22 protein-coding genes are annotated in these 22691 nt (G+C 68.8%); 13 read left to right on the plus strand and 9 right to left on the minus strand.

The genetic code is table 11. From position 1 onward, the window contains the following. Position 1 precedes the first annotated feature (1 nt). From ACFU5V_RS15480 to ACFU5V_RS15500, 5 genes are all read right to left on the minus strand, one after another. The gene (locus ACFU5V_RS15480) at positions 2-796 is read right to left on the minus strand and encodes an ESX secretion-associated protein EspG (protein ID WP_378700359.1); all 795 of its coding nucleotides are present in this window, start codon (positions 794-796) and stop codon (positions 2-4) included. Continuing rightward, positions 793-1989, minus strand: a complete 1197-nt coding sequence (locus ACFU5V_RS15485; RefSeq protein ID WP_378700361.1) for a PPE family protein — start codon at positions 1987-1989, stop codon at positions 793-795. Before ACFU5V_RS15485 ends, ACFU5V_RS15480 begins: the two co-directional genes overlap by 4 nt. A 34-nt stretch (positions 1990-2023) precedes the next feature. Then, on the minus strand, positions 2024-2329 hold the full coding sequence (locus ACFU5V_RS15490; protein ID WP_276136712.1) for a PE family protein: 306 nt from the start codon (positions 2327-2329) through the stop codon (positions 2024-2026). Between the two features lie 150 nt (positions 2330-2479). Continuing rightward, positions 2480-2830, minus strand: coding sequence for a metallopeptidase family protein (locus ACFU5V_RS15495; RefSeq protein ID WP_012691102.1), 351 nt, complete (start codon positions 2828-2830; stop codon positions 2480-2482). A gap of 1 nt (position 2831) precedes the next feature. After that, positions 2832-3938, minus strand: a complete 1107-nt coding sequence (locus ACFU5V_RS15500) for a septum formation family protein (protein ID WP_378700363.1) — start codon at positions 3936-3938, stop codon at positions 2832-2834. An 81-nt stretch (positions 3939-4019) separates the two neighbouring features. Here ACFU5V_RS15500 and ACFU5V_RS15505 point away from each other — a divergent pair, with 81 nt between their 5' ends. The 5 genes from ACFU5V_RS15505 to ACFU5V_RS15525 all read left to right on the plus strand — a co-directional run bounded on the left by ACFU5V_RS15505 (position 4020) and on the right by ACFU5V_RS15525 (position 7872). Further along, a complete protein-coding gene (locus tag ACFU5V_RS15505) occupies positions 4020-4439 on the plus strand; it encodes an ankyrin repeat domain-containing protein (RefSeq protein WP_378700365.1) in 420 nt (139 codons plus the stop codon). Positions 4440-4472: 33 nt separating this feature from the next. After that, positions 4473-5729, plus strand: a complete 1257-nt coding sequence (gene serS, locus ACFU5V_RS15510) for a serine--tRNA ligase (RefSeq protein WP_072938633.1) — start codon at positions 4473-4475, stop codon at positions 5727-5729. A 90-nt stretch (positions 5730-5819) separates the two neighbouring features. Beyond that, on the plus strand, positions 5820-6002 hold the full coding sequence (locus ACFU5V_RS15515) for a bacterioferritin-associated ferredoxin (RefSeq protein WP_012691106.1): 183 nt from the start codon (positions 5820-5822) through the stop codon (positions 6000-6002). A 90-nt stretch (positions 6003-6092) separates the two neighbouring features. Further along, positions 6093-6578: a bacterioferritin gene (bfr, locus tag ACFU5V_RS15520; protein ID WP_378440853.1), complete on the plus strand. Its 486-nt coding sequence runs from the start codon at positions 6093-6095 to the stop codon at positions 6576-6578. Positions 6579-6681: 103 nt separating this feature from the next. Further along, on the plus strand, positions 6682-7872 hold the full coding sequence (locus tag ACFU5V_RS15525; RefSeq protein WP_378700369.1) for an MFS transporter: 1191 nt from the start codon (positions 6682-6684) through the stop codon (positions 7870-7872). A gap of 29 nt (positions 7873-7901) precedes the next feature. Here the strand turns inward: ACFU5V_RS15525 and ACFU5V_RS15530 are convergent, their stop codons facing one another. Together ACFU5V_RS15530 and ACFU5V_RS15535 are read right to left on the minus strand one after the other, a co-directional pair. Continuing rightward, positions 7902-9482, minus strand: coding sequence for a Rieske 2Fe-2S domain-containing protein (locus tag ACFU5V_RS15530; RefSeq protein WP_378700371.1), 1581 nt, complete (start codon positions 9480-9482; stop codon positions 7902-7904). A 99-nt stretch (positions 9483-9581) separates the two neighbouring features. Continuing rightward, positions 9582-10409, minus strand: coding sequence for a hypothetical protein (locus tag ACFU5V_RS15535; RefSeq protein ID WP_378700373.1), 828 nt, complete (start codon positions 10407-10409; stop codon positions 9582-9584). A gap of 89 nt (positions 10410-10498) precedes the next feature. On the opposite strand from ACFU5V_RS15535, the gene ACFU5V_RS15540 reads away from it, so the two are divergent. From ACFU5V_RS15540 to ACFU5V_RS15550, 3 genes are read left to right on the plus strand one after another with little or no spacing between them, the layout of a single operon-like run. Next, positions 10499-11254 carry a lysophospholipid acyltransferase family protein gene (locus tag ACFU5V_RS15540; protein ID WP_378436093.1) on the plus strand — a complete coding sequence of 252 codons (756 nt, stop codon included), beginning with the start codon at positions 10499-10501 and terminating at the stop codon, positions 11252-11254. A gap of 9 nt (positions 11255-11263) precedes the next feature. Continuing rightward, entirely contained in the window at positions 11264-11995 is a 732-nt protein-coding gene (locus tag ACFU5V_RS15545; protein WP_378436095.1) for a lysophospholipid acyltransferase family protein, read from the plus strand. A gap of 44 nt (positions 11996-12039) precedes the next feature. Continuing rightward, positions 12040-12861 carry an HAD family hydrolase gene (locus ACFU5V_RS15550; RefSeq protein ID WP_378436097.1) on the plus strand — a complete coding sequence of 274 codons (822 nt, stop codon included), beginning with the start codon at positions 12040-12042 and terminating at the stop codon, positions 12859-12861. A gap of 32 nt (positions 12862-12893) precedes the next feature. On the opposite strand, the gene ACFU5V_RS15555 is transcribed toward ACFU5V_RS15550, so the two are convergent. Beyond that, positions 12894-15074, minus strand: a complete 2181-nt coding sequence (locus tag ACFU5V_RS15555) for an N-acetylmuramoyl-L-alanine amidase (RefSeq protein WP_378700375.1) — start codon at positions 15072-15074, stop codon at positions 12894-12896. A gap of 235 nt (positions 15075-15309) precedes the next feature. Between ACFU5V_RS15555 and ACFU5V_RS15560 the strand changes: the two genes are divergently transcribed. Beyond that, positions 15310-16890, plus strand: a complete 1581-nt coding sequence (locus ACFU5V_RS15560) for a SpoIID/LytB domain-containing protein (protein ID WP_378436102.1) — start codon at positions 15310-15312, stop codon at positions 16888-16890. Here the strand turns inward: ACFU5V_RS15560 and ACFU5V_RS15565 are convergent. Further along, on the minus strand, positions 16887-18011 hold the full coding sequence (locus ACFU5V_RS15565; RefSeq protein ID WP_378700377.1) for a glycosyltransferase: 1125 nt from the start codon (positions 18009-18011) through the stop codon (positions 16887-16889). The genes ACFU5V_RS15560 and ACFU5V_RS15565 overlap by 4 nt on opposite strands. Before the next feature lie 147 nt (positions 18012-18158). Between ACFU5V_RS15565 and glf the strand changes: the two genes are divergently transcribed. Genes glf through ACFU5V_RS15585 form a run of 4 tightly spaced genes read left to right on the plus strand, consistent with a single transcriptional unit; the run spans position 18159 to position 22690 of the window. Continuing rightward, positions 18159-19376, plus strand: coding sequence for a UDP-galactopyranose mutase (gene glf, locus ACFU5V_RS15570; protein WP_378436106.1), 1218 nt, complete (start codon positions 18159-18161; stop codon positions 19374-19376). Beyond that, positions 19373-21289 (plus strand): glycosyltransferase, encoded by a 1917-nt coding sequence (locus tag ACFU5V_RS15575; RefSeq protein ID WP_378700379.1) that lies wholly within the window; start codon positions 19373-19375, stop codon positions 21287-21289. The genes glf and ACFU5V_RS15575 overlap by 4 nt, the downstream gene beginning before the upstream one ends. Next, positions 21270-21788 carry a phosphatase PAP2 family protein gene (locus ACFU5V_RS15580; RefSeq protein WP_378436110.1) on the plus strand — a complete coding sequence of 173 codons (519 nt, stop codon included), beginning with the start codon at positions 21270-21272 and terminating at the stop codon, positions 21786-21788. Before ACFU5V_RS15575 ends, ACFU5V_RS15580 begins: the two co-directional genes overlap by 20 nt. Beyond that, positions 21785-22690 carry a decaprenyl-phosphate phosphoribosyltransferase gene (locus ACFU5V_RS15585; RefSeq protein ID WP_012691119.1) on the plus strand — a complete coding sequence of 302 codons (906 nt, stop codon included), beginning with the start codon at positions 21785-21787 and terminating at the stop codon, positions 22688-22690. Before ACFU5V_RS15580 ends, ACFU5V_RS15585 begins: the two co-directional genes overlap by 4 nt. Position 22691 lies beyond the last annotated feature (1 nt).

Genomic DNA, 22691 nt, shown 5'->3' on the forward strand with positions numbered 1-22691 from the left:
GTCAGCGGAGCCGGTCGGCCAGCGATTCCAGTGCCTGCCGGAGGCGTTGCGGGGTGCCGGGGCTGAGCGACGACCACGCCACCCCGTGCGCGGACACACTGGACGTGCCGACGATCCGCCCGGCTCCTGTGTCGAACACCGTCACGGGCCCGCCCACCGGATCGTATTGCCCGTCGCCGTAGACGATTCCGACGATCTCGGCGTAGATGCTGCAACCGGCCATCGCGTTGCCCAGAACGGTCGCGTCGACCGCGGGCACACCGAGCGCGGCGAGCGCGGCCGCGAGCGACTTGCCGTCCCCGCCCTGGTCGAAGGCCTCGCCGAGCTGGGCCGTGGGTGCGTTGACGACGCCGATGCTCAACGGCTCCACCACCCCCAGGGCACCGATCACGGGCGCGAAGATGTCGGCACCCGCGTCCTGGACGACGTACGTGTCGCCGGCCCGCAGCGCCAGCACCGACAGTGCCTCGCCCTGGGAGACACACAGTCGCGAGATGCTGCCGTCGACGTACCAGCGCAGGGCGATCTCCCACAGCGGCCGGGCCAGAACCCGCAGTCGGTCGGCGAGTTCGGGGTGGACCCCGCCGCCCGGGAGCAGGTCCCGGGCGGCGAGGGTATCGGCGGCGCCGCGGAACGCGGCGTCCCTGGCGTCGTACGTGTCGTACCGCGGGGCGGCGTCGAGCACCACCGGCAGCACGTCGAGCGCGAGCATGTCGACGAGGTAATCCATTTCGTCGAGGCTCAGGGTCACCGCCGGCAGGGTCGGTACGTCCGGTCGGGTGCCCAGGTCGATCACCGTCCGGACTCCCGGTGGTCGGGGTTCGCGCCGATGACCGAGGGAATGACCGTGCGCCCGTCCGCGAAGTGCTCGAAGTTCTTCAGGTAGTCGGGGGTCTCCCGCTCGTCGTCGTCCTGTGAACCGGGCGCACCGGCCCCGCGACCGACCGACATCGGTGCGCTGCCGGTGCCGCCACGCGCCGCCGCGGCCGGGTTCACGTCGGCGCGAACGTCTCCGATCACCCCGCCGGGTGCGGCTGCCGGTGCGCCGGGCCGTGCGCCCTGACCACCGTCCGTCTTGCCCCAGCCCTCGGGCAGCGTCGCCCCGCCTGCCGCGCCGGCGCCGATACCGCCGACGGAGGTGCGGGCCGCCGCGGCACTGGTGGACGCGGACCCGCCGCCGTACGAGCCACCCGACAGCATCCCCGCGCCGCCCGTCATCGGGGTGGCGCCACCGCCGGTGACCGCGGACAACGCCGCGCCGCCGATGTTGCTCGCCGCCGACGTGGCGGTGGAGACGGTGGTGCCCGCGATGCTGCCGACCTGTGACGCGGCCGTGGTCACGGCCGGGTTCTGGCCCGCGGCCATCACAGCGGCCGCGGCGGCACGGGTCGGGTCGAATTCACCGTCGGACGGAATCTCGTCGAAACTCCCGACCTCCTTCGAATCGGCCTTGGTGACGATCCGAGGGGGCTGCCGGTACGCGCGCTTCAACGCGAGGATGTTCGACGCGGCCTCGTAGCCCTCCATCACGAGCCCCGCGCGGATGTCCATCGCACGGTCCGCGGCCTCCGCGGCCGCAGCGGTGCCGTTGAGTGCACCACCGGTCGTGTACGCGGTGGCCTTCGCGGTCTTCACGGCGACGATCTCGGGAATGCTCGGCATGATGAGCGCGGCGGTGGTGTACGCGCCCGCTTCGAGCCCCGCCTTCGCGGCCGTGTCCGCGGCGAGTTCCGCGCATTCGGCCGTCCACACCGCGAACGGGGTGATCTTCGCGAGTGCCGCGACCGCGGACACACCCTGCCAGCCGGCCGCGAGTTCGGCCATCACGCGGACCAGCGTGAGGTTGGCGTCGACGAAGCTGGTGGACAGCGCCGTCCACGCCGCACTGGCCACACTGAGCGGCACCGGTCCCGCGCCCGCGACGAGGGTGGTCGAGTTGACGGTTGCCCCCCGGGGCAACCAGATGACACCTGTCAGTCCCATGGTCATGTCTGATCTCCTGGTGGTTTCGAGGCGCCGGCCGTCACATGCCCGCAGCGAGGGTCGCGCCGAGCGCGACGTCTTCGGCGACATACAGCGCGGCCTGGGTGCGGAGCGTGTTCGCGGTCTCGCGCATCTCGAGAATGCCCTGCGCGACAGCGGGGGTGAACGTGCTGGCGACCGTGTTGAAGTAACCGGCCGCGTGTAGGGAGACCTCCTCGCTCCCGGAGGGGAGCACACGGATGGCCGCGGAGTTGAGGGCGACGGCCGCCTCGAGCCGCGCGGCGAGCGCGTCGAGTTCCACGGCGGCGGCGACGAGAGCTTCAGGTGCGACGTGCAGATCCGGCATGTGCGTCGAACTCCTTCTTGACCTAGGCAGGCGGAAGGCAGTTGCCCCCCGGCAAACGAACTGCATGTGCAGCTGTCCCTACACACTTGGACGCCGCACCGCGCTCTTCGGTTCCCCCCGATCCCGAGAAACTTTTCCCGGGAAAACCGTTCATCCCCAGCCGAGCTCGTGCAAGCGATCTTCTTCTATCCCGAAGTAGTGCGCAACCTCGTGTATCACGGTGACGGCTACCTCGTGGACGACTTCCTCCTCCGAGCTGCAGATTTCGAGGAGGGCGTCGCGATAGACGGTAATGGTATCGGGCAGCGATCCGCCGTAATGACTGTCTCGTTCCGTCAGCGCGATCCCGTGATACAGGCCCAGCAGATACGGGTCCTCGTCGTTGCGGTCGTCGACCAGGACGACGACGTTGTCGATCGCGGCCGCGAGCTGGGGTGGGATCAGATCGAGTGCGTCGCCCACCAATTCCTCGAATCGGCCGGGCGTCATGCTCACCGCCACATCAGTTCCCGGGGGGCGGGGCCGCGCCGGGGAGAGGTGTCGGCATCGACCTGCCCTCCGGGACCGGCGGCGGAGGCACGGGCGCGGCGCCGTTGATGAGGATCTCGCCCTTCGCCGAACCGGTGATGGTCGAGAAGCCGCCTGCGTCGGTCTCCTTACCCACCGAGCAGTTCACCCGTCTGCTGCCCGCTAGCCAGCTGTCGAGTTCCAGGTTGTCCCAGAACAGCGTGAGCGTCTTGTTCCGCAGCGCGTCGGCGGAACCGAGGTATTCGTTGGCGGCCTGCGTGCACACGCCTTCGAGATACTTGTCCTGATCCTCGACGGACGGCATCGACGACGGGAACTGGGTGGCCAGGTCGACGACGGAGATCACTTCGAAGGCATGGGGTTGCGCGCAGTCGACGGGATCGGTCGGCACGTTCTGATTGATCCCGATGCACGTGCCCGGATCCCAGATGTTGGATTGGTCCTGCTCGGCCACCTTCCCGGTGAACGGCAGCAACGTTCCTGCCGTGCTGGAGAATTGGAGGCCGCACCGCAGGGTGCGTTCTCCCGACGCCCAACCGGACTCGCTGGGGAACATCAGACCCACACTGAATTTGCCGTACGGATCGAACTTCGCGCCGAGGTACGTGTCGACGGCGGGCACGCAGTGCTCGTCCCGCAGCGCGGCGAACCGCAGCGCACCCGGGTACCGCGAACCCGGACCGAACTCGGCCCCCGGATACACGCTGAGGTCCAGCGGCGCCGCCACCTCGAACCGGTGCTCGTCCGCGCAGTCGACCTTCGCGACGTCCTTGCGGTCTTCCTGGGGGTCGTTCGACGGCGTCCAGTCGAGGCAGTCGCCGGCCGTCGCCGAAGAGAACGCATCACCCTCCACCGAACCCGTTGCCTGCGGTCCGGCACCCGTCGAGTGCGCGGGCAGGTTCTCGCTGCGGTTGAAACCGCCGGCGATCGCGAACGTCGCGATGGCCGCCACCACGGCGCCTGCCGCGACGGCCGCGAGCGCGCGACGCGTCGTGGTCGCGGACATGCTGCGGCGAGCCTTCTCCGGTTGCCCGCCATTCTGCGGCTGGGGGTCGGCGCCGTTCGACTGATCTGAGGACATCGATTTCCATAATGCCCGTTCCGATCGAGGAAGCAGAACAACTCCCGCAATCGGCTCGAACCCGGCGTACCTTCGACCACCATGAGCTACGACTCCCAGCGCCCCGCCGAGCCGGTGGATCCCGAACTGCAGGAACTCGCCGGGCGCGTGTTCGACACGGCACGATCCGGCGACGCCGTGTCCCTCGCCACGTACCTCGACGCGGGCGTCCCGGTGAACCTGGCCAACCAGAACGGCGACACGCTGGTGATGCTGGCCTCCTACCACGGTCACGCCGAGGCCGTTCAGGTCCTGATCGACCGCGGGGCCGACGTCGACCGGCTCAACGACAAGGGGCAGTCTCCGCTGGCAGGGGCGCTGTTCAAGGGGGAGGACGCCGTCGTGCGAGCCCTCGTCGCCGGTGGTGCCGACGCCACGGCGGGCCACCCGACCGCCGTCGACGCCGCCCGGATGTTCGGCCGTGAGGACCTTCTGACCCTGCTGGAACCGAAACCGGAGTGAGCCGCTCCTCGGCGCCCGGTAGGGTTTGAAGCCGTGATTGACCTGAAGTTCCTCCGCGAGAACCCCGACGCCGTCCGCGAGTCGCAGCGCACCCGTGGCGAAGATCCCGCCCTGGTCGACGCGTTGCTCGAGGCCGACGCGTCCCGTCGCGCCGCCGTTCTCGCCGGCGACAACCTGCGCGCCGAGCAGAAGGCGTTCGGCAAGAAGGTCGGTCAGGCGTCCCCGGAGGAGCGTCCGGCGCTGCTCGAGGGATCCAAGGAACTCGCGGCCAAGGTGAAGCAGGCCGAGGCCGAGCAGCACGAGGCGCAGGCCGCGCTCGACGCCGCGCATCGGGCGATCTCCAACGTCGTCCAGGACGGCGCCCCCGCGGGCGGGGAGGACGACTTCGTCACCCTCGAGACGGTCGGGGAGATTCCCGCGTTCGACTTCGAACCCAAGGACCACCTCGAGCTGGGTGAGTCGCTGGGGCTGATCGACATGGAGCGCGGCGCGAAGGTCTCGGGCGCCCGCTTCTACTTCCTCACCGGCTTCGGCGCCATGCTGCAGCTGGGAATGCTGCAGCTGGCCGCGCAGAAGGCGATGGCCAACGGGTTCCAGATGATGATCCCGCCGGTGCTGGTGCGACCGGAGATCATGGCGGGAACCGGGTTCCTCGGCGCCCACGCGGACGAGATCTACCACCTCGCCGACGACGACCTCTACCTCGTCGGCACGTCCGAGGTCCCGCTGGCCGGGTACCACTCGGGCGAGATCCTCGACCTCGCCGACGGCCCCAAGCGGTACGCCGGCTGGTCGACGTGCTTCCGCCGCGAGGCGGGCAGCTACGGCAAGGACACCCGCGGCATCATCCGGGTGCACCAGTTCGACAAGGTGGAGATGTTCACCTACTGCAAGCCCGAGGACGCCGACGCCGAGCATCAGCGCCTGCTCGCGTGGGAGCGCGACATGCTCGCCGCCATCGACGTGCCGTACCGCGTGATCGACGTGGCCGGCGGCGACCTGGGGTCGTCGGCGGCCCGCAAGTTCGACTGCGAGGCCTGGGTGCCGACCCAGCAGGCGTACCGCGAGCTCACGTCGACGTCCAACTGCACGACGTTCCAGGCACGTCGCCTCGGGGTGCGGTACCGCGACGAGAACGGGAAGCCGCAGACGGCCGCGACCCTCAACGGCACCCTCGCCACCACCCGGTGGATCGTCGCCATCCTGGAGAACCACCAGCAGTCCGACGGCACCGTGCGGGTGCCCGAGGCGCTCGTGCCGTTCGTCGGGACGGATGTTCTGAAACCGTGATGCGTTTCCCCGAAATTTTGGGAAGGCTACCCTTGCGCGAACACGAAAATGATGTAACCCTTACCTAATCAAGTTGGTAAGGAGCTCCACATGTTCGTGTGCATCTGCAAGGCCGTGACGGAAGACGAAGTGCACGAGCACTGTGCCGCCGGGGCCGACAGCGCGGATGCGATCGGTGAGCGTTGCGGCGCCGGCTGGGGATGTGGAACCTGCGTCGATCGGTTGAAGGAGATTCTGGGCGAGCGGACGGTCGTCGGCAGCACGGCTGCGTGACGAAACTGCAGCACAACTGAATCCCGCGATTCGCCTCACGGGCGTATCGCCAGTGGTACGTTCGCCTCAACCGGGGCGAACGGAGAAGTCATGCGTGGCGACGACGAAATCATTGCTCTTCTCAACGAACAGTTGACCAGTGAGCTGACCGCGATCAATCAGTACTTCCTGCACTCGAAGATGCAAGCCAATTGGGGATTCACCAAACTTGCGGACAAGACTCGGGCGGAGTCCATCGAAGAGATGATGCACGCCGAGATCCTCACCGACCGGATCCTGTTCCTCGAAGCGCTTCCGAACTATCAGAAGCTGCTGCCGCTGCGCATCGGGCAGGACCTGCGAGAGCAGTTCCACTCCGACCTCTCCATCGAAGTCGAGGTCGTCGAGCGCCTGCGTCCGGGCATCCAGATGTGCCGCGAGAAGGGCGACGCCACGTCGGCGAAACTGCTCGAGGGGATCCTCAAGGAAGAAGAGGATCACATCGACTACCTGGAGACGCAGATCGAGCTGATGGACAAGATGGGCGACCAGCTCTACATGGCACAGCTCGTCGATCAGCCGCCGACCGTCGGCTAGGCCGAAATGGGGTGACACTCCCGGCGCGGAGTGCGAGACTGGGCGCGTGAGATATCCCGCCGCCCAGCCTTGACCCGGTTCACAGCGTTCTCTCGCCGTCCGCGTGGTCGGCTATGTCTCCACGCGCGATCTCATCCCGCTCTACGGTCTGTACGACCTGCTGTTCGCAGACCACGGATTGAGCGTCGGTCAGATCTCGTCGCTGTTCGTCATCTGGTCGGTCGTGTCCTTCGTCGCCGAGGTGCCGTCCGGCGCGTGGGCCGACACCGTGTCCCGACGTGGCCTCCTGGTATTCGCATCCGTGCTGTACACGGCCGGGTTCACCGTGTGGATCCTCGTGCCGTCGTATGCGGGTTTCGCGGCAGGATTCGTGTTGTGGGGCATCAGCGGCGCCATCCAGTCGGGCACATTCGAGGCGCTGCTGTACGACGAACTGGTGGCGCGCGACGCTGCCGGTGATTTCGCGAAGTTGCTCGGCTACGCCAACTCGGGCGCCATGGTGTGCAACCTTCTCGCGACGCTGACGGCCGCGCCGCTCTACGTCCTCGGCGGATACCCGCTGGTCGGGTGGGTCAGCGTCGGCGCGACCGTGGTCCACGGCTGCTTCGCCCTGCTGCTGCCCGCGGCACCGAAGGTCGAGGAGGCGGACGAGACCCTCGAGGCCGCGGACGACCGGCTGGGTCTCGCGGCCCGGTACGCCACGATGCTGCGGGCCGGCCTCGGCGAGGTGACGCGCGAGGCCGTGGTGCGGCGCGGAGTGCTGCTGTCGGCGGTGCTGATCGCGTTTCTGGCGTTCGACGAGTACTTCGGGCTGCTCGCGCGCGACGGTGGCACGGCGACGGCGTCCGTACCGCTGCTCGTCGCGATCACGGTGAGCGGTCAGGTCGTCGGCACCGCCCTCGCCGGACGTACGGCGTCGATGCGTGCCGTGACGATGGGGCGGGCCGTCGCCGTCGCCGCGATCCTCCTCGGCGGGGGAGCGCTGCTCGGCGGTGTCCCCGGATTCCTCGCGCTCGGCGTCGGCTACGGCATCCTCGGCAACGCGATGATCGTGTCGGAATCGCGCGTCCAGGATGCGATCACGGGCCCCGCGCGCGCCACCGTCACCTCGGTCGCCGGACTGTTCGGTGAGGTGGCCGCGGTGCTGATCTACGCAGGCTTCGCCGTCGGGTCGCTGTGGCTGTCGGTCACCGCGCTCGTCGCGGCGCTGGCTCTGCCCGTGCTGCTGTCGGCGGTTCTGGTGCGCCGGTGGCTGCCGCCGCTCGTGCACGAACGGGACGCTCGTTCGATCTGACCGAACGAGCGTCCCGTTCGTACGACGGGTCAGAGCTTCGTGGACCGCAGTTCGTGGCCCTTCGACGTCTTGCAGCGCCCCGACTCGAGGTCCCACTGCCAGCCGTGCAGGTTGCAGGTGAGGTTGGTGCCGTCGACGACGCCGAACTTCGACAGATCGGCCTTCAGGTGCGGGCAGCGCCGCTGGATCTCGTACCCGCCGAGTTCGATCGACGCGGAGTCGTCGTGGGCCTCGGCGAACCAGCCGTCGGCGTATGCGATGCGCTCGTCGGTGAGGCATTTGAAGAACGTGTAGAGGAACTCGTTGTACCCGCCGACGCGCCACGCCTCGAAGCGGGTGGACAGGAAGATGGTGTTCACCCAGTCGGGCTCGTCGTCGCGGAGCACCGTGCGCACCAGTTCGGGGGCGATCCGGAAGCCGTACCGGTACTTGCCGTCCTTCTCGCCGCGCGGGCGGACGGTGCGCTGCGGGAAGTCGAGGACGACGGTCTCGTCGCCCATCACCAGGCCCACCGGGTAACCGATGCCGTCGCAGATCAGGTCGGACTGCTTCATGATCGGCTCGAACTTGGCCTTCAGCGCCTCGAGCAGCGGCTCCCCCTCGGCGGGCGCCCACGTGGCCTTCTCGGCAGCCAGGACCGGCGCCATCCGCTGCGCCATGCTCTCGATGTACGCGGCCTTGTCGGAGAAGATCTTGTCGACCTCGGCGTCCGGGATCGGGTGCGTCAGCGACAGCTCGCCGCCCTTCAGGTCCGCGGTCGACCCCGGGATCATGAGGATGCCGCCGTCGTTGCCGTGGATCCGCATCTGCTCGAGGAACGTGATCTGGTCGGGGAAGATGTTGCCCTCGTCGCCACGGTCGTCGTTGAGGTAGCGCAGCGCGTCGTCGAGGAACACCGGCGGTCCGGCGGACGGCACCACCCACGTGGCCGCGACCTGCTCGATGTAGCTGCGGCACCGGTCCATGCCGCGCTGGCGCTTCTGCTTGCCGAAATTGGCCTTCGTCTTGGTCGGAATGTCGTAGACCATCGGGTACCAGATCGCGCCCGAGTACTGCAGCAGGTGGATGTCGATCGTGCCGAACTCGTCGTGCAGGACGTCCATGTCGACGGGCCGCGCGTCGTTCATGTTGAAACATGTCGTCTCGCCGTCGGACACGACCAGACCCGAGTCGCCGATCGGACCGTCGGCGGGTGCGCGCAGCGCGATGATCATGATGTCCAGGTCGCCCGGCTGGAGCGGAGCCTGCGGAGCGACCTCGATTCCAGCGGCGTTGATCCTGTGTTTGACGGAGTCCTCGGTCTCGAAGAACTTGTGGAAGCCCAGCGCCTCGAGTTCCCGCTTGAGGTCCGGCACCGGGTAGTCGGGGAGCAGCACGGTCGCGTCCTTGTTGACGTGCTTGCTCAGGTTCGCCGGGTCGAAGTGGTCCTTGTGCAGGTGCGACACGTACAGGTAGTCGCAGTTGCCGAGGGTGTCCCAGTCGAGCTGCGTGTTGTCCGGGAACGGGAACCAGGACCCGAAGTACGCGGGGTTGACCCACGGGTCGCACAGGATCGAGCCTGCCTCGGTCTGGATGTGGAATCCGGCGTGTCCGACGCTGGTGACCTGCACTGGTATGCCTCCTGGGAGCTGAGCGACTGTTCCAGGGTAGGCGTTCCCCCCAGGTGAGTGACAATGCGCGCTCCAGCACACCGTGCCACTCACCTGCGGTCAGGTCACTTCACCCAGGCAATAGCCGTCTGGGCCGATGGACAGCGTGATCTGCTTGGTGACGGTCACACCGGACACGTCGGTGACCGGAACGGACACGTCCAGGTAGTCGCCGCGGACGGGTGTGGCGGTCATCGCGTCGGCGGCGAACGCGGTGGTCCCGGCCAGGACGTCGGGGTCGAGCCGGAGCGGCGGCCGGCCGCCCGCGCCCGTGCCCGCCGGGTCCCACGGGCTCAGGCCGGGGCAGATCAGCGGGTAGGCGGTCTCGGTGTCCGCCCGGTTCACCGGGGCGCCGGACTCCCGCGACAGGAACCGGGTGACGGCGTACTCGGCGTCGGCGGGAGTGTAGAAGTCGACGGTCCCGGCGGGGTGGACGTGCGGGCAGGCATAGCCGGACGCGATCTCGCTGCGTTTGACGGACACCGTGGTGCCGCCTCCCGTCCACGACACCGCGAACTGCCCGTCGAGGCCGGGTTGCGCGAGCGCCCCGAGGATCGCGGCCCTGTCGGCGTACTGGTCGGCGGCCTGCGCGGGCGGCAGCGTCCAGCATTTCGCGGGGACGGCGGCGGGCCGGGTGACCAGGTCGGTGGCCCAGGCGCGGACCGCGTCCACCGCCGCGGGGTTGCCGGGCACCTCACCGACGACCACCTGCGGCACGGGGGCGGGCGGTGAGGTGGTCGCGGGCTCGGCCGCGGAAATGGGCGCGGACACGGTGTCGGCCGGCGGCTCCTCCGTTGGGATGCCGGACTGCGAATCGCACGCCACCCCCGCCCCGAGGATCACCGCGACGACCGGCGCGATGAGCGCCCTCCTGCCCGTGCCACCCATGTCCAGCGCGCCCTTTCTGTCGACTCCCCACCGAATGTCCGTCCCCGACGGCGGGCCAGATCGCGGATACCCGGCTACGCTAGCCGATTGTGGAACCCGTCTACCGAACCGTCATCGGCATCGCCCGCACCGTATTCGCCCTCGAGGGGCTGAAGTTCACGGTCAAGGGGGATCAGCACATTCCGGCGACGGGTGGGGCGGTGATCGCGATCAATCACACCGGCTACATGGACTTCACCTACGCCGGACTTCCGGCCCGCAGGGTGAAGCGGTACGTCCGCTTCATGGCGAAGAAGGAAGTGTTCGACAACAAGATCTCGGGCCCGATCATGCGCGCGCTCAAGCACATTCCGGTCGACCGGGCCGCCGGCTCGGATTCGTACAAGGCGGCCGTCGACTTCCTGCGCCGCGGTGAACTGGTCGGCGTCTACCCGGAAGCCACCATCAGCCGGAGCTTCGAGATCAAGGAATTCAAGTCGGGTGCCGCGCGGATGGCGATCGAGGCGAACGTGCCGATCGTCCCGATCGTCATCTGGGGTGCGCAGCGGGTGTGGACCAAGGGCTTCCCGAAGCGGCTGGGCCGCACGAACACTCCCATCTCGATCGCCGTCGGTGAGCCGATCCAGCCGTTCGAGCCGGCGTCCGAGCTGACCGAGAAGCTGCACACCACCATGACGACGATGCTCGCGGACCTCCAGCAGGGGTACGACCACCCGGCAGGGGAGTACTGGGTGCCCGCGCGCCTCGGTGGCAGCGCGCCGACGCTCGACGAGGCGAACAAGATGGACGCCGCCGACGCCGAGGCGAAGGCGCAGGCCCGCCGGTCCCGGGAGACCGGCAGCTAGAAGGTGGCGGTGGAGCCGGTCTACACGGCCGTCGAGTCGACGGCCAGGGCGTTGTCCCTGTTCCAGGGATTGAGGATGACGCGAGTCGGCCTGGACAACATCCCCACCGAGGGTGGCGCGGTGCTCGCGGTGAATCACACCGGTTACCTGGACTTCGTCCAACTGGCCCTCGCGGTCGGCGCGGTGGATCGCAAATTGCGGCTCATGGCCAAGGTCGAACTCGCGAACAACAAGGTGATGGCGTTCCTGATGCGTGGATGCGGCGTGATCCCGGTCGACCGGACCGCCGGCGCCGGCGCCTACCTCGCCGCGGTGGACCGGCTGCGTGAGGGCGAACTGGTGGGGGTGTACCCGGAGGCGACCATCAGCAGGAGCTTCGAGATCAAGGAGCTGAAATCCGGTGCGGCGCGCATGGCGATCGATGCCGGGGTGCCGATCGTGCCCGTCATCGTGTGGGGAGCCCAGCGGATCGCGACGAAGGGCAGGCCGAGAAATCTTGGGCGGCACCGCTTCCCGGTGACCGTCGAGGTGGGACGGCCGATCGGGCCGCGCGAACCGGCGGACGCGCTCACCGAGACCCTGCACGCGGAGATGGACGCGATCCTGCGCCGAGTGCAGGACGGATTCGACCATCCGGCGGGCGCGTACTGGGTGCCCCGGCGCCTCGGCGGCAGCGCGCCCACCATCGAGGAGGCCGCCGAGATGGACCGCCGGGAGGCCGAGGAACGCCGGGCCCGGTAACGGCCGCCCGGCGGCGTCGCGGGCCCGGCAGGCAGAATGGCTGGGTGAGCCCAGACCGACCGAGCCTTGTAGCGTCCGATGTCGACGGCACCCTGATCGGGGAGGACGAGCGCATCAGCGCCCGCACCCGGGACGCCGTCGCGTCGGTCGTCGCGTCGGGGACACCTTTCGTGCTGGCCACCGGCAGGCCCCCGCGCTGGATCCATCCCGTGGTCGAGGGCCTCGGCTACGCGCCGCTCGCCGTCTGCGCCAACGGCGCCGTCATCTACGACAGCGACAGCGACCGCGTGCTCAGCGCCGCGACCCTGGACGTGGACACCCTCACGTGGCTGTCGGCGATCGCGCTCGACGTGCTGCCCGGCGCGGGTCTCGCGGCCGAGCGGGTCGGGGTCAGCGCCCACGATGCCGCCACGCCGCAGTTCGTCAGTTCCCCCGGTTACCAGCACGCCTGGCTCAACCCCGACAACACCGAGATGTCCGAGAACGAGGTCGTCGCGGCCCCCGCGGTGAAGTTGCTGATCCGGGTGCCGGAAATGTCCAGTCAGGCGATGGTCGACGCGCTGGCGCCGCACATCGGGCGCCGCGCCGACGTCACGTTCTCCACCGACAACGGGCTGATCGAACTGTCGGCGGCGGGCATCACGAAGGCATCCGGGCTCGCGCTGGTCGCGGAACGGCTCGGGGTGACGGCGTCGCGGATCGTGGCATTCGGCGACATGCCCAACGACATCCCGATGCTGAACCTCGCGGGCCGCGGTGTCGCCGTCGAGAACGCGCATCCCGACGCCAAGGCCGCCGCCGACGAGGTGACGGCCACCAACTGGGACGACGGGGTCGCGAAAGTACTCGAGCGCTGGTGGTCCTGAGACCACCAGCGCCCGAGAGGGGGTAACTTCGGTCAGCCGGCCGGAACCGGTGCCGGCTCGACGGGAGCGGGCGCGGGAACCGGTTCGGGAGCTGCCGGTGCCGGTGCCGGTGCCGGTGCCGGTGCGGGTGCGGGTTCGGCGGGAGCCGGCGGAATCTGTGCCGGGTCCGCGGGCGGTGCGACGGGAGCCGCGGCATCGACCCGGGCGCCGTTCTTGTAGGCCTCCGCGTAGGTGTCGTTGTACGTCTTCAGCACCTTGGTCACGATGCCGGTGAGCTCGTTGAAGATCAGCGAGCCGTTCTCGAAGTCGGTGCGCAGACCGCCCGGGATCGAGTACTCGTCACTGGTCGGCAGGCCCAGCTCGCCGTTGTCGGCCCCGAGGCTCTGCCACGTCTTGAAGATCTGGCCGAGGACAGCCCACACACCGCCGTTGGGCGAAGTGAAGATGGCGCCGTTGGCGAACTCTGCGCCCGAGTTCCCGGCCTTGGCCTGCAGTAGTCCCGTGATGGCCTGGCCGAGCCTGCCGGTGTCGCCGCCTTCCGCGACCCACTTCTGGGCGACCGGCGAGGGATCGGTGAGCCGCAGCAGTTCGGAAACCAGGGCGGGGATCCCGGCGCCGAGGCCGGCGCTGGCATCCGTGCCCGGACCGCCGGACGGCGCCGGAGCCTCACCCGCGGGTGCGTCCGAGGCCAGCGAGGCGTTGCCGCCGCCGCTGACGTTGGCGGCCGCGATCTGCCGGATCTCGTCCATGTGCGAGTACGCCGCGTCGCCCGGGCAGGACGTGTTGCCGACGTCGCGGTGCGCGAAGATCACCGGCAGGTCGACGGCTTCACCCTCCGCGTACGGGGTGAACTCGGTGCCCTCGGAGTACATCGTCGTCTCGCCGAGCGGGTCGAGTCCGGCTTTGCCGAGCTTCCAGCCCAGGAACTTGCCGACGGCGTCGAGGGTGGCCTGCGGCGGATCCTCCGAGGAGAAGTCGCCCATCATCGCGACGCCGGTGGTGTTCTCGTTGAACCCGCCGGCGTGTGCGCCCTGGACGGGACGGTCGAGACCGCCTGCGCGGCCCTCGAAGATCTGGCCGTATTTGTCGACCAGCGCGTTGTAGCCGATGTCGCACCAGCCGAGCGTCTGCGCGTGGTACGCGTAGATTGCCCGGACGATCTCGGCCGATTCGGCCTTCGAGTAGTCGTTGGCGCCCGCGGTGTGGTGCACGGTGGCACCGCCGATGAAGTCGTCGTAGTCGGGGTCCTGGCAGCGGATGGACTCGTCCGCACCCCACTGCTGGCGGCTGATGACCTTGGGGCCGCCGCTGTCGAGCGGGCTCGCGATGTCGCCGAGTGTGGCGTCGCCGGGACCGCTGCCCGGTTCGATGAGCACGGCGGTGACGTCGTCGGCGCCCGCCCGGGCCGGCTGCTGTCGCAGCGGCGTGTTGACGGCGGCGGGGGTGTACCCGAGCGGGGCGGCCCCGTCGGCGGCGGGCGCCGGTGCGGGAGCGGGAGCCGCGGGCGCCGGTGCCGGTGCCGGTGCGGGAACCGCGTCGGGTGCGGGTGCACCCGCCTGCGCGGGCGCCGAGGTGGGGGTGAGGATCTGGATCGCCTTCGTCAGGCCGACGTAGACGGGTTCGGTGGCGACCTTGCCGTCCGACGCGGTCTTGTCGGTACGACGGGTGTCGATCATGTCGGGGGAGACCCACTGTCCCCACGTTCCGTCGGCTTGCAGCGCGCGGACCTTCGACTCCGCGGACGCGAGGGTGTCGGACGTGAGTGCCACCATGCTGAACGGGGTGTCGCGGGTCAGTTCCTTGACGATCGTGCCGGGCTGCTGATCGGCCGGGGGCAGGATCGCGGGGTCGGAGACGTCGCCCGGGGCGGGCAGTTTCAGCGGGATCTGCAGGCTGGGGATCTGGATTCCGCCGGGGAGTTGCACGTTGCTGGGGATGTGGAGGTACGGCGGGATCTTCAGGTTCCGGAGGTCGCCGATGTTGACATCCGGCAGGTTCAGCCCGGTCAGTTCCTTCAGCGGAATCACGATGTCCGGGATCTGCGACAGCACTACCTGCGCGATCTCGGTGGACACGGCGGAGTTGGAGGTTTCGTTCGTGGATCGGACGTCCGAGGGTGCGCTACTGATGCCGTAGACCGCAACGGGACTTGCGACAGCCAGCGCGGCGACAGCCCCGAGGACGATCGAGGGCTTCGGTCGACGGTGCGGCAAGGGGGACTCTCCTCAGTTGTAGTTTCCTGCGAGCGACCTCGCGTGTCTGCAACTCGTGATGCTTGTGTGACGGAAGAGACTGTTGTTGCTAACTCCAATCACTCTTGCCACACTAGTCACACAGGTCCATAACGCTCAACCTTACATTGAGACTTTATCCCGAATTTCTCGGACCCGCTGAGACGAGTCGCACACCCGCCTCAGCGCTCGTTGTTCAGCGATGAGGAGTGCAGTGATGGCGAAGACCGAATTCGGGGTTCGTGCAGGTAGACCTGCCTGGACTCGCAGGAGGCGGTACATCGCGGGCCCTCCCGCCCCGCGCGGATTCAGGGCCAAGGTTCTGCGCGCGTCGGCGCTCGGCATCGCACCCGTCCTCGTCGTCGGCGCCGTCACCGGCGTGGTCCTCCAGGTCCGCTCCTCCGGTCAGGACGTCCGGGAAACCGTCGCCTCCGACACGCCGTTCACGCTCTCCGGGCACGGCAACGGCCACGGCCGCGGCATGGGTCAGTGGGGCGCCTACGGATACGCGAAGGATCAGGGGTGGGCGGCCGAACGCATCCTCGGCCACTACTACGGCGGCACCACGCTCGGCACCCTCGCCGACGCACAGATCAGCGTCCGGCTGCAGGCGCGCGACGATCAACCGCTCGACGTCTACTCCGACGCCGGCGCCGTCGTCGCCGGCAAGCCCGTCGGACCGGGCGAGGCCGTCCACCTGACGCCGACCGCGGACGGCGGCGCCAACGTCGTCGTCACCCGCGGATGTGCCGGCGACGTCCTGTGGCAGGACGCCACCGACCACCCGTGGGTCGACCCGATCGACCTCGCCCCGGACCGTCCCGCGAACGAACACCTCAAGCTGTGCGCCGGTGACACCCCCTACCGCGGCGCCCTCGGGGTCGCGCTCGACGGCGCCGCCGTGCGCACCGTCAACGTCGTCGACATGGACGACTACCTGCTGGGTGTGGTGCCTGCCGAGGCGAAGGCCGGCTGGGCCGACACCGGTGGGGCCGAGGCGCTTCGGGCGCAGGCCGTCGCGGCCCGCTCGTACGCCGCCGCCGAGAACCGGGAGGAGTACGCGAAGACCTGCGACACCCAGAGCTGCCAGGTCTACGGCGGTTCCTCGAAGGAGGACCCGCGGACCACGGACGCCGTCCGCTCCACCCAGGGCATGATCCTGACGAAGGACAACAAACCCGTCGCAGCCGAATTCTCCTCGTCCACAGGCGGATACACGGCCGGTGGCGAGTTCCCGGCCGTCGAGGACCAGGGCGACACCGTGTCGCCGAACCACGACTGGGTCGTGACCCTCACCGCGGGTGACATCGCGTCCGCATTCAACGTCGGCGACCTCGAATCGTTCGAGGTGGTCACGCGCAACAACTTCGGGGTCGACGGCGGACGCGTCACCGGCGTGAAGGTCGTCGGAACGTCGGGTACCGCGGAGGCGACCGGCGCCGAGGCGAGGGCGAAGCTGAAGCTCAAATCCGACTGGTTCACGATCGGTGACGGGCTCGCGGTGCCGGCGCCGCCTGCCGCCCCCGGCGAACCCGATCCGTCCGTCCTCGCCTCCGCCGGCGAGGACGAGGACACCGTCGGCACCACCGAGGGTTCGCCGATCGCCGAGAAGTACAAGGAACTCGGGGGCGTCAACAGCACCCTGGGCGCACCGCTCGGCCCCGAGATGATGCTGCCGTCCGAGGCGGGGAAGTTCCGGATGTTCACCAACGGCACCATCATCTGGACGAAGAAACTGGGAGCGCAGGTGATCGACGCGAGTGTGCTCCGCGAGTGGCTGCCGACCGGCGGCAGCTAAACGGAAGACAGCGGAGCGGACCCCTCGAGCACGGCGAGCATCCCGTCGACCGACTCGGCCCAGCCGAAGTCCTCGGCCCGCCGCCGGGCCGACGCCCGGCGGGTGCGCGAGGGGATCTCGAGGATGCCGCTCACGGCGTCGGCGAACGCCGGACCGCGGTCCCGGGCCAAGGCGCCGCAGCCGGGTGTGATGATCTCGGCGAGAGCCGACGACTGTGACGCGACCACCGGCGTGCCCGCCGCCAGCGACTCGAGTGCCGACAGGCAGAACGTCTCGTGCGGTCCGGGCGCCAGCGACACGTCCGCCGACGCGAACAACGACGCCAGGCGGCCCTTGTCGCTGATGAACCCGGTGAAGTGCACGGGGAGCCCCCGGGCCCGGTACTGCAGCGCCTCCCGCCGAGGGCCGTCGCCTGCGATGACGAGCCGGGCGTCGTGCCCCTGCCGCCGCAACAGCCGGACGGCGTCGATGCTCCGCTCCACCTGCTTCTCCACCGACAACCGGCCACAGTGCAGCAGGAAGCGCTGCGCCGGATCGGCGAAGGAGTCGCGCATCACCTGGTCGTGTTTGCCGGGGTGGAACATCGCGAGGTCGACGCCGAGCGGGACCCGGTGCAGGTTGGGGGCCCCGATCCGGGTGAACTCCTCGCTCGCGAAGTCCGTCGTGCAGACCACGGCGTCGTAGTTGCGTGCCATCCGGCGATTCGCGACATCGGCCCAGCCGCGGGCCACCCGCCGGGGAGCGAACTGGCCGAGCAACCGGTCGAGGCGTTCGTGTGACACGACGACACTGCGTACTCCGCGGGCGCGGGCCCAGCCCCCGAAACCGCGCAGCGTCAGCCGGTCGGACACCTCCAGGACGTCCGGTCCGAGACCGGTGACGACGTCGGCCACCCGGCGCGGATCGACGACGCGATAACCCCCGGTCCACGGGATGGTCGGAGCGGACCGGGTGATGCGCAGGACCCCACTCGGCAGCAGCTCCTCGCAGTCCCGCTGACCTGGGACGACGAGGACCACCTCATGTCCGCGTTCGACGTACCCCTCACCCCAGTTGTGGAGGGCGGTGCGGAGCCCACCCGACCGCGGTCCGTAGAAGTTCGCCAGCTGGACGATGCGCACCCGCTCATGAAGCGCGATCGCCGCGTCGGCGGGAACAACGAGGTCTGCAGAACCGGTGAATACAGGGAGAACTCCTCGTGCGTGCCGAACCCGTCGGTGCCCCCCTTGGCCGCGCACAGGTCGCGGAGTCGCTTACCCTGGTTCATCGTGACCGCTGCAACCCCAGAGACAACCGCCCCTGGCCGGTACGACCTCATCGTCGTCGGCTCCGGATTTTTCGGACTGACCGTCGCCGAGCGTGCAGCAACACAGCTGGGTAAGCGTGTGCTGGTGCTCGACCGTCGTCATCACCTGGGCGGAAACGCCTATTCGGAGGCCGAGCCCGAGACCGGCATCGAGATCCACAAGTACGGAGCGCACCTGTTCCACACCTCGAACAAGAGGGTGTGGGACTACGTCACCCAGTTCACCGAATTCACGAACTACCAGCACCGCGTGTTCGCGCTGCACAAGGGTCAGGCGTACCAGTTCCCGATGGGGCTGGGTCTGGTGTCGCAGTTCTTCGGGCGCTACTTCACCCCGGACGAGGCGCGGAAACTGATCGCCGAACAATCTTCCGAGATCGACTCCAAGGACGCGTCGAACCTGGAGGAGAAGGCGATCTCCCTGATCGGGCGGCCGCTGTACGAGGCATTCGTGCGCGACTACACCGCCAAGCAGTGGCAGACGGACCCGAAGAACCTGCCCGCGGGCAACATCACCCGCCTGCCGGTGCGGTACACGTTCGACAACCGCTACTTCAACGACACGTACGAGGGCCTGCCCGTCGACGGCTACACCGCGTGGCTCGAGAACATGGCGAAGGACCCGAAGATCGAGGTCCGGCTCGAGACCGACTGGTTCGACGTCCGCGACGACCTGCGCGCCGAGAACCCGGACGCCCCCGTCGTCTACACGGGCCCCCTCGACCGCTACTTCGACTACTCCGAGGGCGAGCTGGGCTGGCGCACCCTCGACTTCGAGACCGAGGTGCTGGAGACAGGTGACTTCCAGGGAACGCCGGTCATGAACTACAACGACGCCGACGTGCCCTTCACCCGGATCCACGAGTTCCGCCACTTCCACCCGGAGCGGGACTACCCGAAGGACAAGACGGTCATCATGCGGGAGTTCTCCCGGTTCGCGGAGAGCAAGGACGAGCCGTACTACCCGATCAACACCCCGGACGACCGCGCCATGCTCGCCGCCTACCGCGACCGCGCGAAGGAGGAGATGTCCGCGAACAAGGTCCTGTTCGGCGGCCGTCTCGGCACCTACCAGTACCTGGACATGCACATGGCGATCGCCAGCGCGCTGTCGATGTTCGACAACTCCCTGCGTCCGCACTTCGAATCCGGTGCGGACCTCGTGGGGGAGGCCGAATGAGCGCCCGGCATCTGCTCGAATCGGAGAAGGTCACCGAGGACGCGCCGCTTCTCGGCAAGTCGCTGCTGCAGCGGGTGATCCTGCCGCGCGCCGGTGAGCCCCTGGACGTTCGCACCCTCTACCTGGAGGAGGCGAAGACCAACAGCCGCCGCGCGCACTCGCTGTCGCGGACGTCGCTGTCCGTCGGCGCCGAGTCCGAGGCGTCGTTCTGCACCTACTTCAACGCGTTCCCGGCCAGCTACTGGCGCCGGTGGAGCACGCTGAACTCCGTGGTGCTGCGGCTCGAGCTGTCGGGGCACTGCCGCATCGACGTCTACCGGTCGAAGGCGGACTCGTCCCGCATCCACGTCGAGGGCCGCGAGTTCCAGGACGGCGACGCCGCCCTCGAGTTCGAGATCGAGCTGGCGCCGTTCGAGGACGGCGGCTGGATCTGGTTCGACATCACCAGCGACACCGAGGTCGTGCTGGAGAGCGCCGGCTGGTACGCACCGATCGACGCTCCCGGTGAGGCCACCGTCGCCGTCGGCATCCCCACGTTCAACCGGCCCACCGACTGCGTCAAGGCGCTGACGGCGCTGGCGTCCGACGAACTTGTCATGGACGTCGTCAAGGCCGTCATCATCCCGGACCAGGGCACCCGCAAGGTCAAGGACGAGCCCGGCTTCGCAGAGGCCGCGGAGGCGCTCGGCGACCGGCTGGCGATGCACGACCAGGCGAACCTCGGCGGGTCCGGCGGCTACAGCCGCATCATGTACGAGGCGCTGAAGACCACCGACTGCCAGCACATCCTGTTCATGGACGACGACATCGAGATCGAGCCCGACTCGATCCTCCGCGCGCTCGCCATGTCCCGGTTCGCGAAGTCGCCGATGCTCGTCGGCGGGCAGATGCTCAACCTCCAGGAGCGCAGCCACCTGCACTCGATGGGCGAGGTCGTCGACCGGTCCATCTTCATGTGGACGGCCGCCCCGAACGTCGAGTACGACCACGACTTCTCCCGCTACCCGCTGAGCGACCGCGAGAACTCCCGCCTGCTGCACCGCCGCATCGACGTCGACTACAACGGCTGGTGGATGTGCATGATCCCCCGGCAGGCCGCCGAGGAACTCGGTCAGCCGCTGCCGTTGTTCATCAAATGGGACGACGCCGAATACGGTCTGCGCGCCCGGGAGGCCGGCTACCCGACCGTCACCATGCCCGGTGCCGCGATCTGGCACATGGCGTGGAGCGACAAGGACGACGCCATCGACTGGCAGGCGTATTTCCACCTGCGGAACCGTCTCGTCGTCGCGTCCCTGCACATGCCCGGCAACGGCCGCGGCCTCGTGATCAACACGGTCAAGGCCACGATCAAGCACCTGCTGTGCCTCGAATACTCGACGGTCGCGATCCAGAACCAGGCCATCGCCGACTTCCTGCAGGGTCCCGAGCACATCTTCGAACTGCTCCCGACTGCGCTCGGCAACGTCCACGCGATGCGCAAGGAGTACCCGGACGCCGTGGTCCTGCCGTCGTCGACGAGCCTGCCGCTGCCCTCGGGCGCCGAGGTCGGCGCCGTCGGGGAGCCCCGCAACCCGCTCGCGAAGATCGTGCGACTCGGCAAGGGCCTCGTCCACAACGTCAAGCCGGCCCACGAGGAGCACCACGAGCGTCCCCAGCTCAACGTGCCCACCCTCGACGCGCGGTGGTTCCTGCTGTCCCAGGTGGACGGTGTCACCGTCACCACCGCGGACGGTCGCGGAGTCGTCTACCGCAAGCGCAACCCCAAGCTCGCGCTCGCGCTGCTGAAGGAAGCGATCCGGCTGCGCCGCGAACTGGCGCAGCGATTCCCCGAACTCAAGCGCGAGTACCAGGACGCCGTTCCTGCCCTGACCAGCAAGGAGAGGTGGGAACGTGTCTTCGGCATCCAGTGAGGTCCAGATCCTGCAGACCGTCCAGTCGACGATCGCGAGCAGGCCAGGGGTCGTCTCGACCGCGCGGGGCATGTCCCACTTCGGTGAGCACGCTCTCGGGTGGGTGGCCGTCGCCGGGATCGGCGCGGCCCTCGACAAGCCCCGCCGCCGGCAGTGGGCGGGCGTCGCCGTGGGCGCCGTCGGCGCCCACGCGGCCTCGATCGTGATCAAACGCATCGTCCGCCGGCCCCGGCCCAACGACCCGTCGATCCAGGTCAACGTGTCGACGCCCAGCAAATTGAGCTTCCCGTCCTCGCATGCGACTTCCACCACAGCGGCTGCCGTGCTGCTCGGCCGACTCACCGGGCTACCCTTGCCTGCGTTGTTGGTACCGCCGATGCTGCTTTCCCGGCTCGTTCTGGGAGTGCACTACCCGACCGATGTGCTCGCCGGATCTGCCCTGGGGGCCGCCTCCGCGGTCGCGGTGCTGAAGGCCGAGCAGAAGTTTGGAGAAAAATGAGCGAGGAACCGGCCGTCGTCACCGGACCCCCGACATCCCTGGCGGCTGGCATCGTCAAGGCCGTCCGCCCGCGTCAGTGGGTCAAGAACGTCCTGGTCCTCGCAGCTCCCGTCGCCGCGGGCACGGCGACGGAATCCGCCGTCCTGCTTCCCGTCGCGCTCGCCTTCGTGGTGTTCTGCATGGCAGCGTCCGGCATCTACCTCGTCAACGACGCGATGGACGTCGAAGCGGACCGCGCGCACCCCACCAAGCGATTCCGGCCCATCGCGGCCGGTGTGCTGCCCGTCAACCTGGCGTTCGCCATGGCGGTCGTGCTGCTCGGCGGCTCGATCGCCCTGTCGTTCCTCGCCAACTGGCAGCTGGCGGTCGTGATGGCCGTCTACATCGGCATCCAGCTGGCGTACTGCTTCGGCCTCAAACACCAGGCCGTCCTCGACATCTGCATCGTCTCGTCCGGGTTCCTGCTGCGCGCCATCGCCGGTGGTGTGGCCGCCGAGATCGCGCTGTCGCAGTGGTTCCTGCTCGTCATGGCATTCGGTTCGCTGTTCATGGCGGCCGGTAAGCGGTACGCCGAACTGCAGCTCGCCGAGCGCACCGGCGCGAAGATCCGCAAGTCCCTCGAGAACTACACCACGACGTACCTGCGGTTCGTCTGGACGCTGAGCGCCACCGCGGTCGTGCTCTGCTACGGGCTGTGGGCGTTCCAGCAGGACGACCTGAAGGCCACCAACTGGTACGCCATCTCCATGGTGCCGTTCACGATCGCGATCCTGCGTTACGCCGTGGACGTCGACGGCGGCGAGGCGGGGGAGCCCGAGGAGATCGCCCTGGGCGACCGTGTGCTCCAACTTCTCGCGATTGCCTGGATCGGAGTGGTGGGTGTCGCTGTCTACCTCGTCTGAC

The sequence above is a fragment of the Rhodococcus sp. NPDC057529 genome (assembly GCF_042802055.1).
Taxonomy (GTDB): domain Bacteria; phylum Actinomycetota; class Actinomycetes; order Mycobacteriales; family Mycobacteriaceae; genus Rhodococcus_F.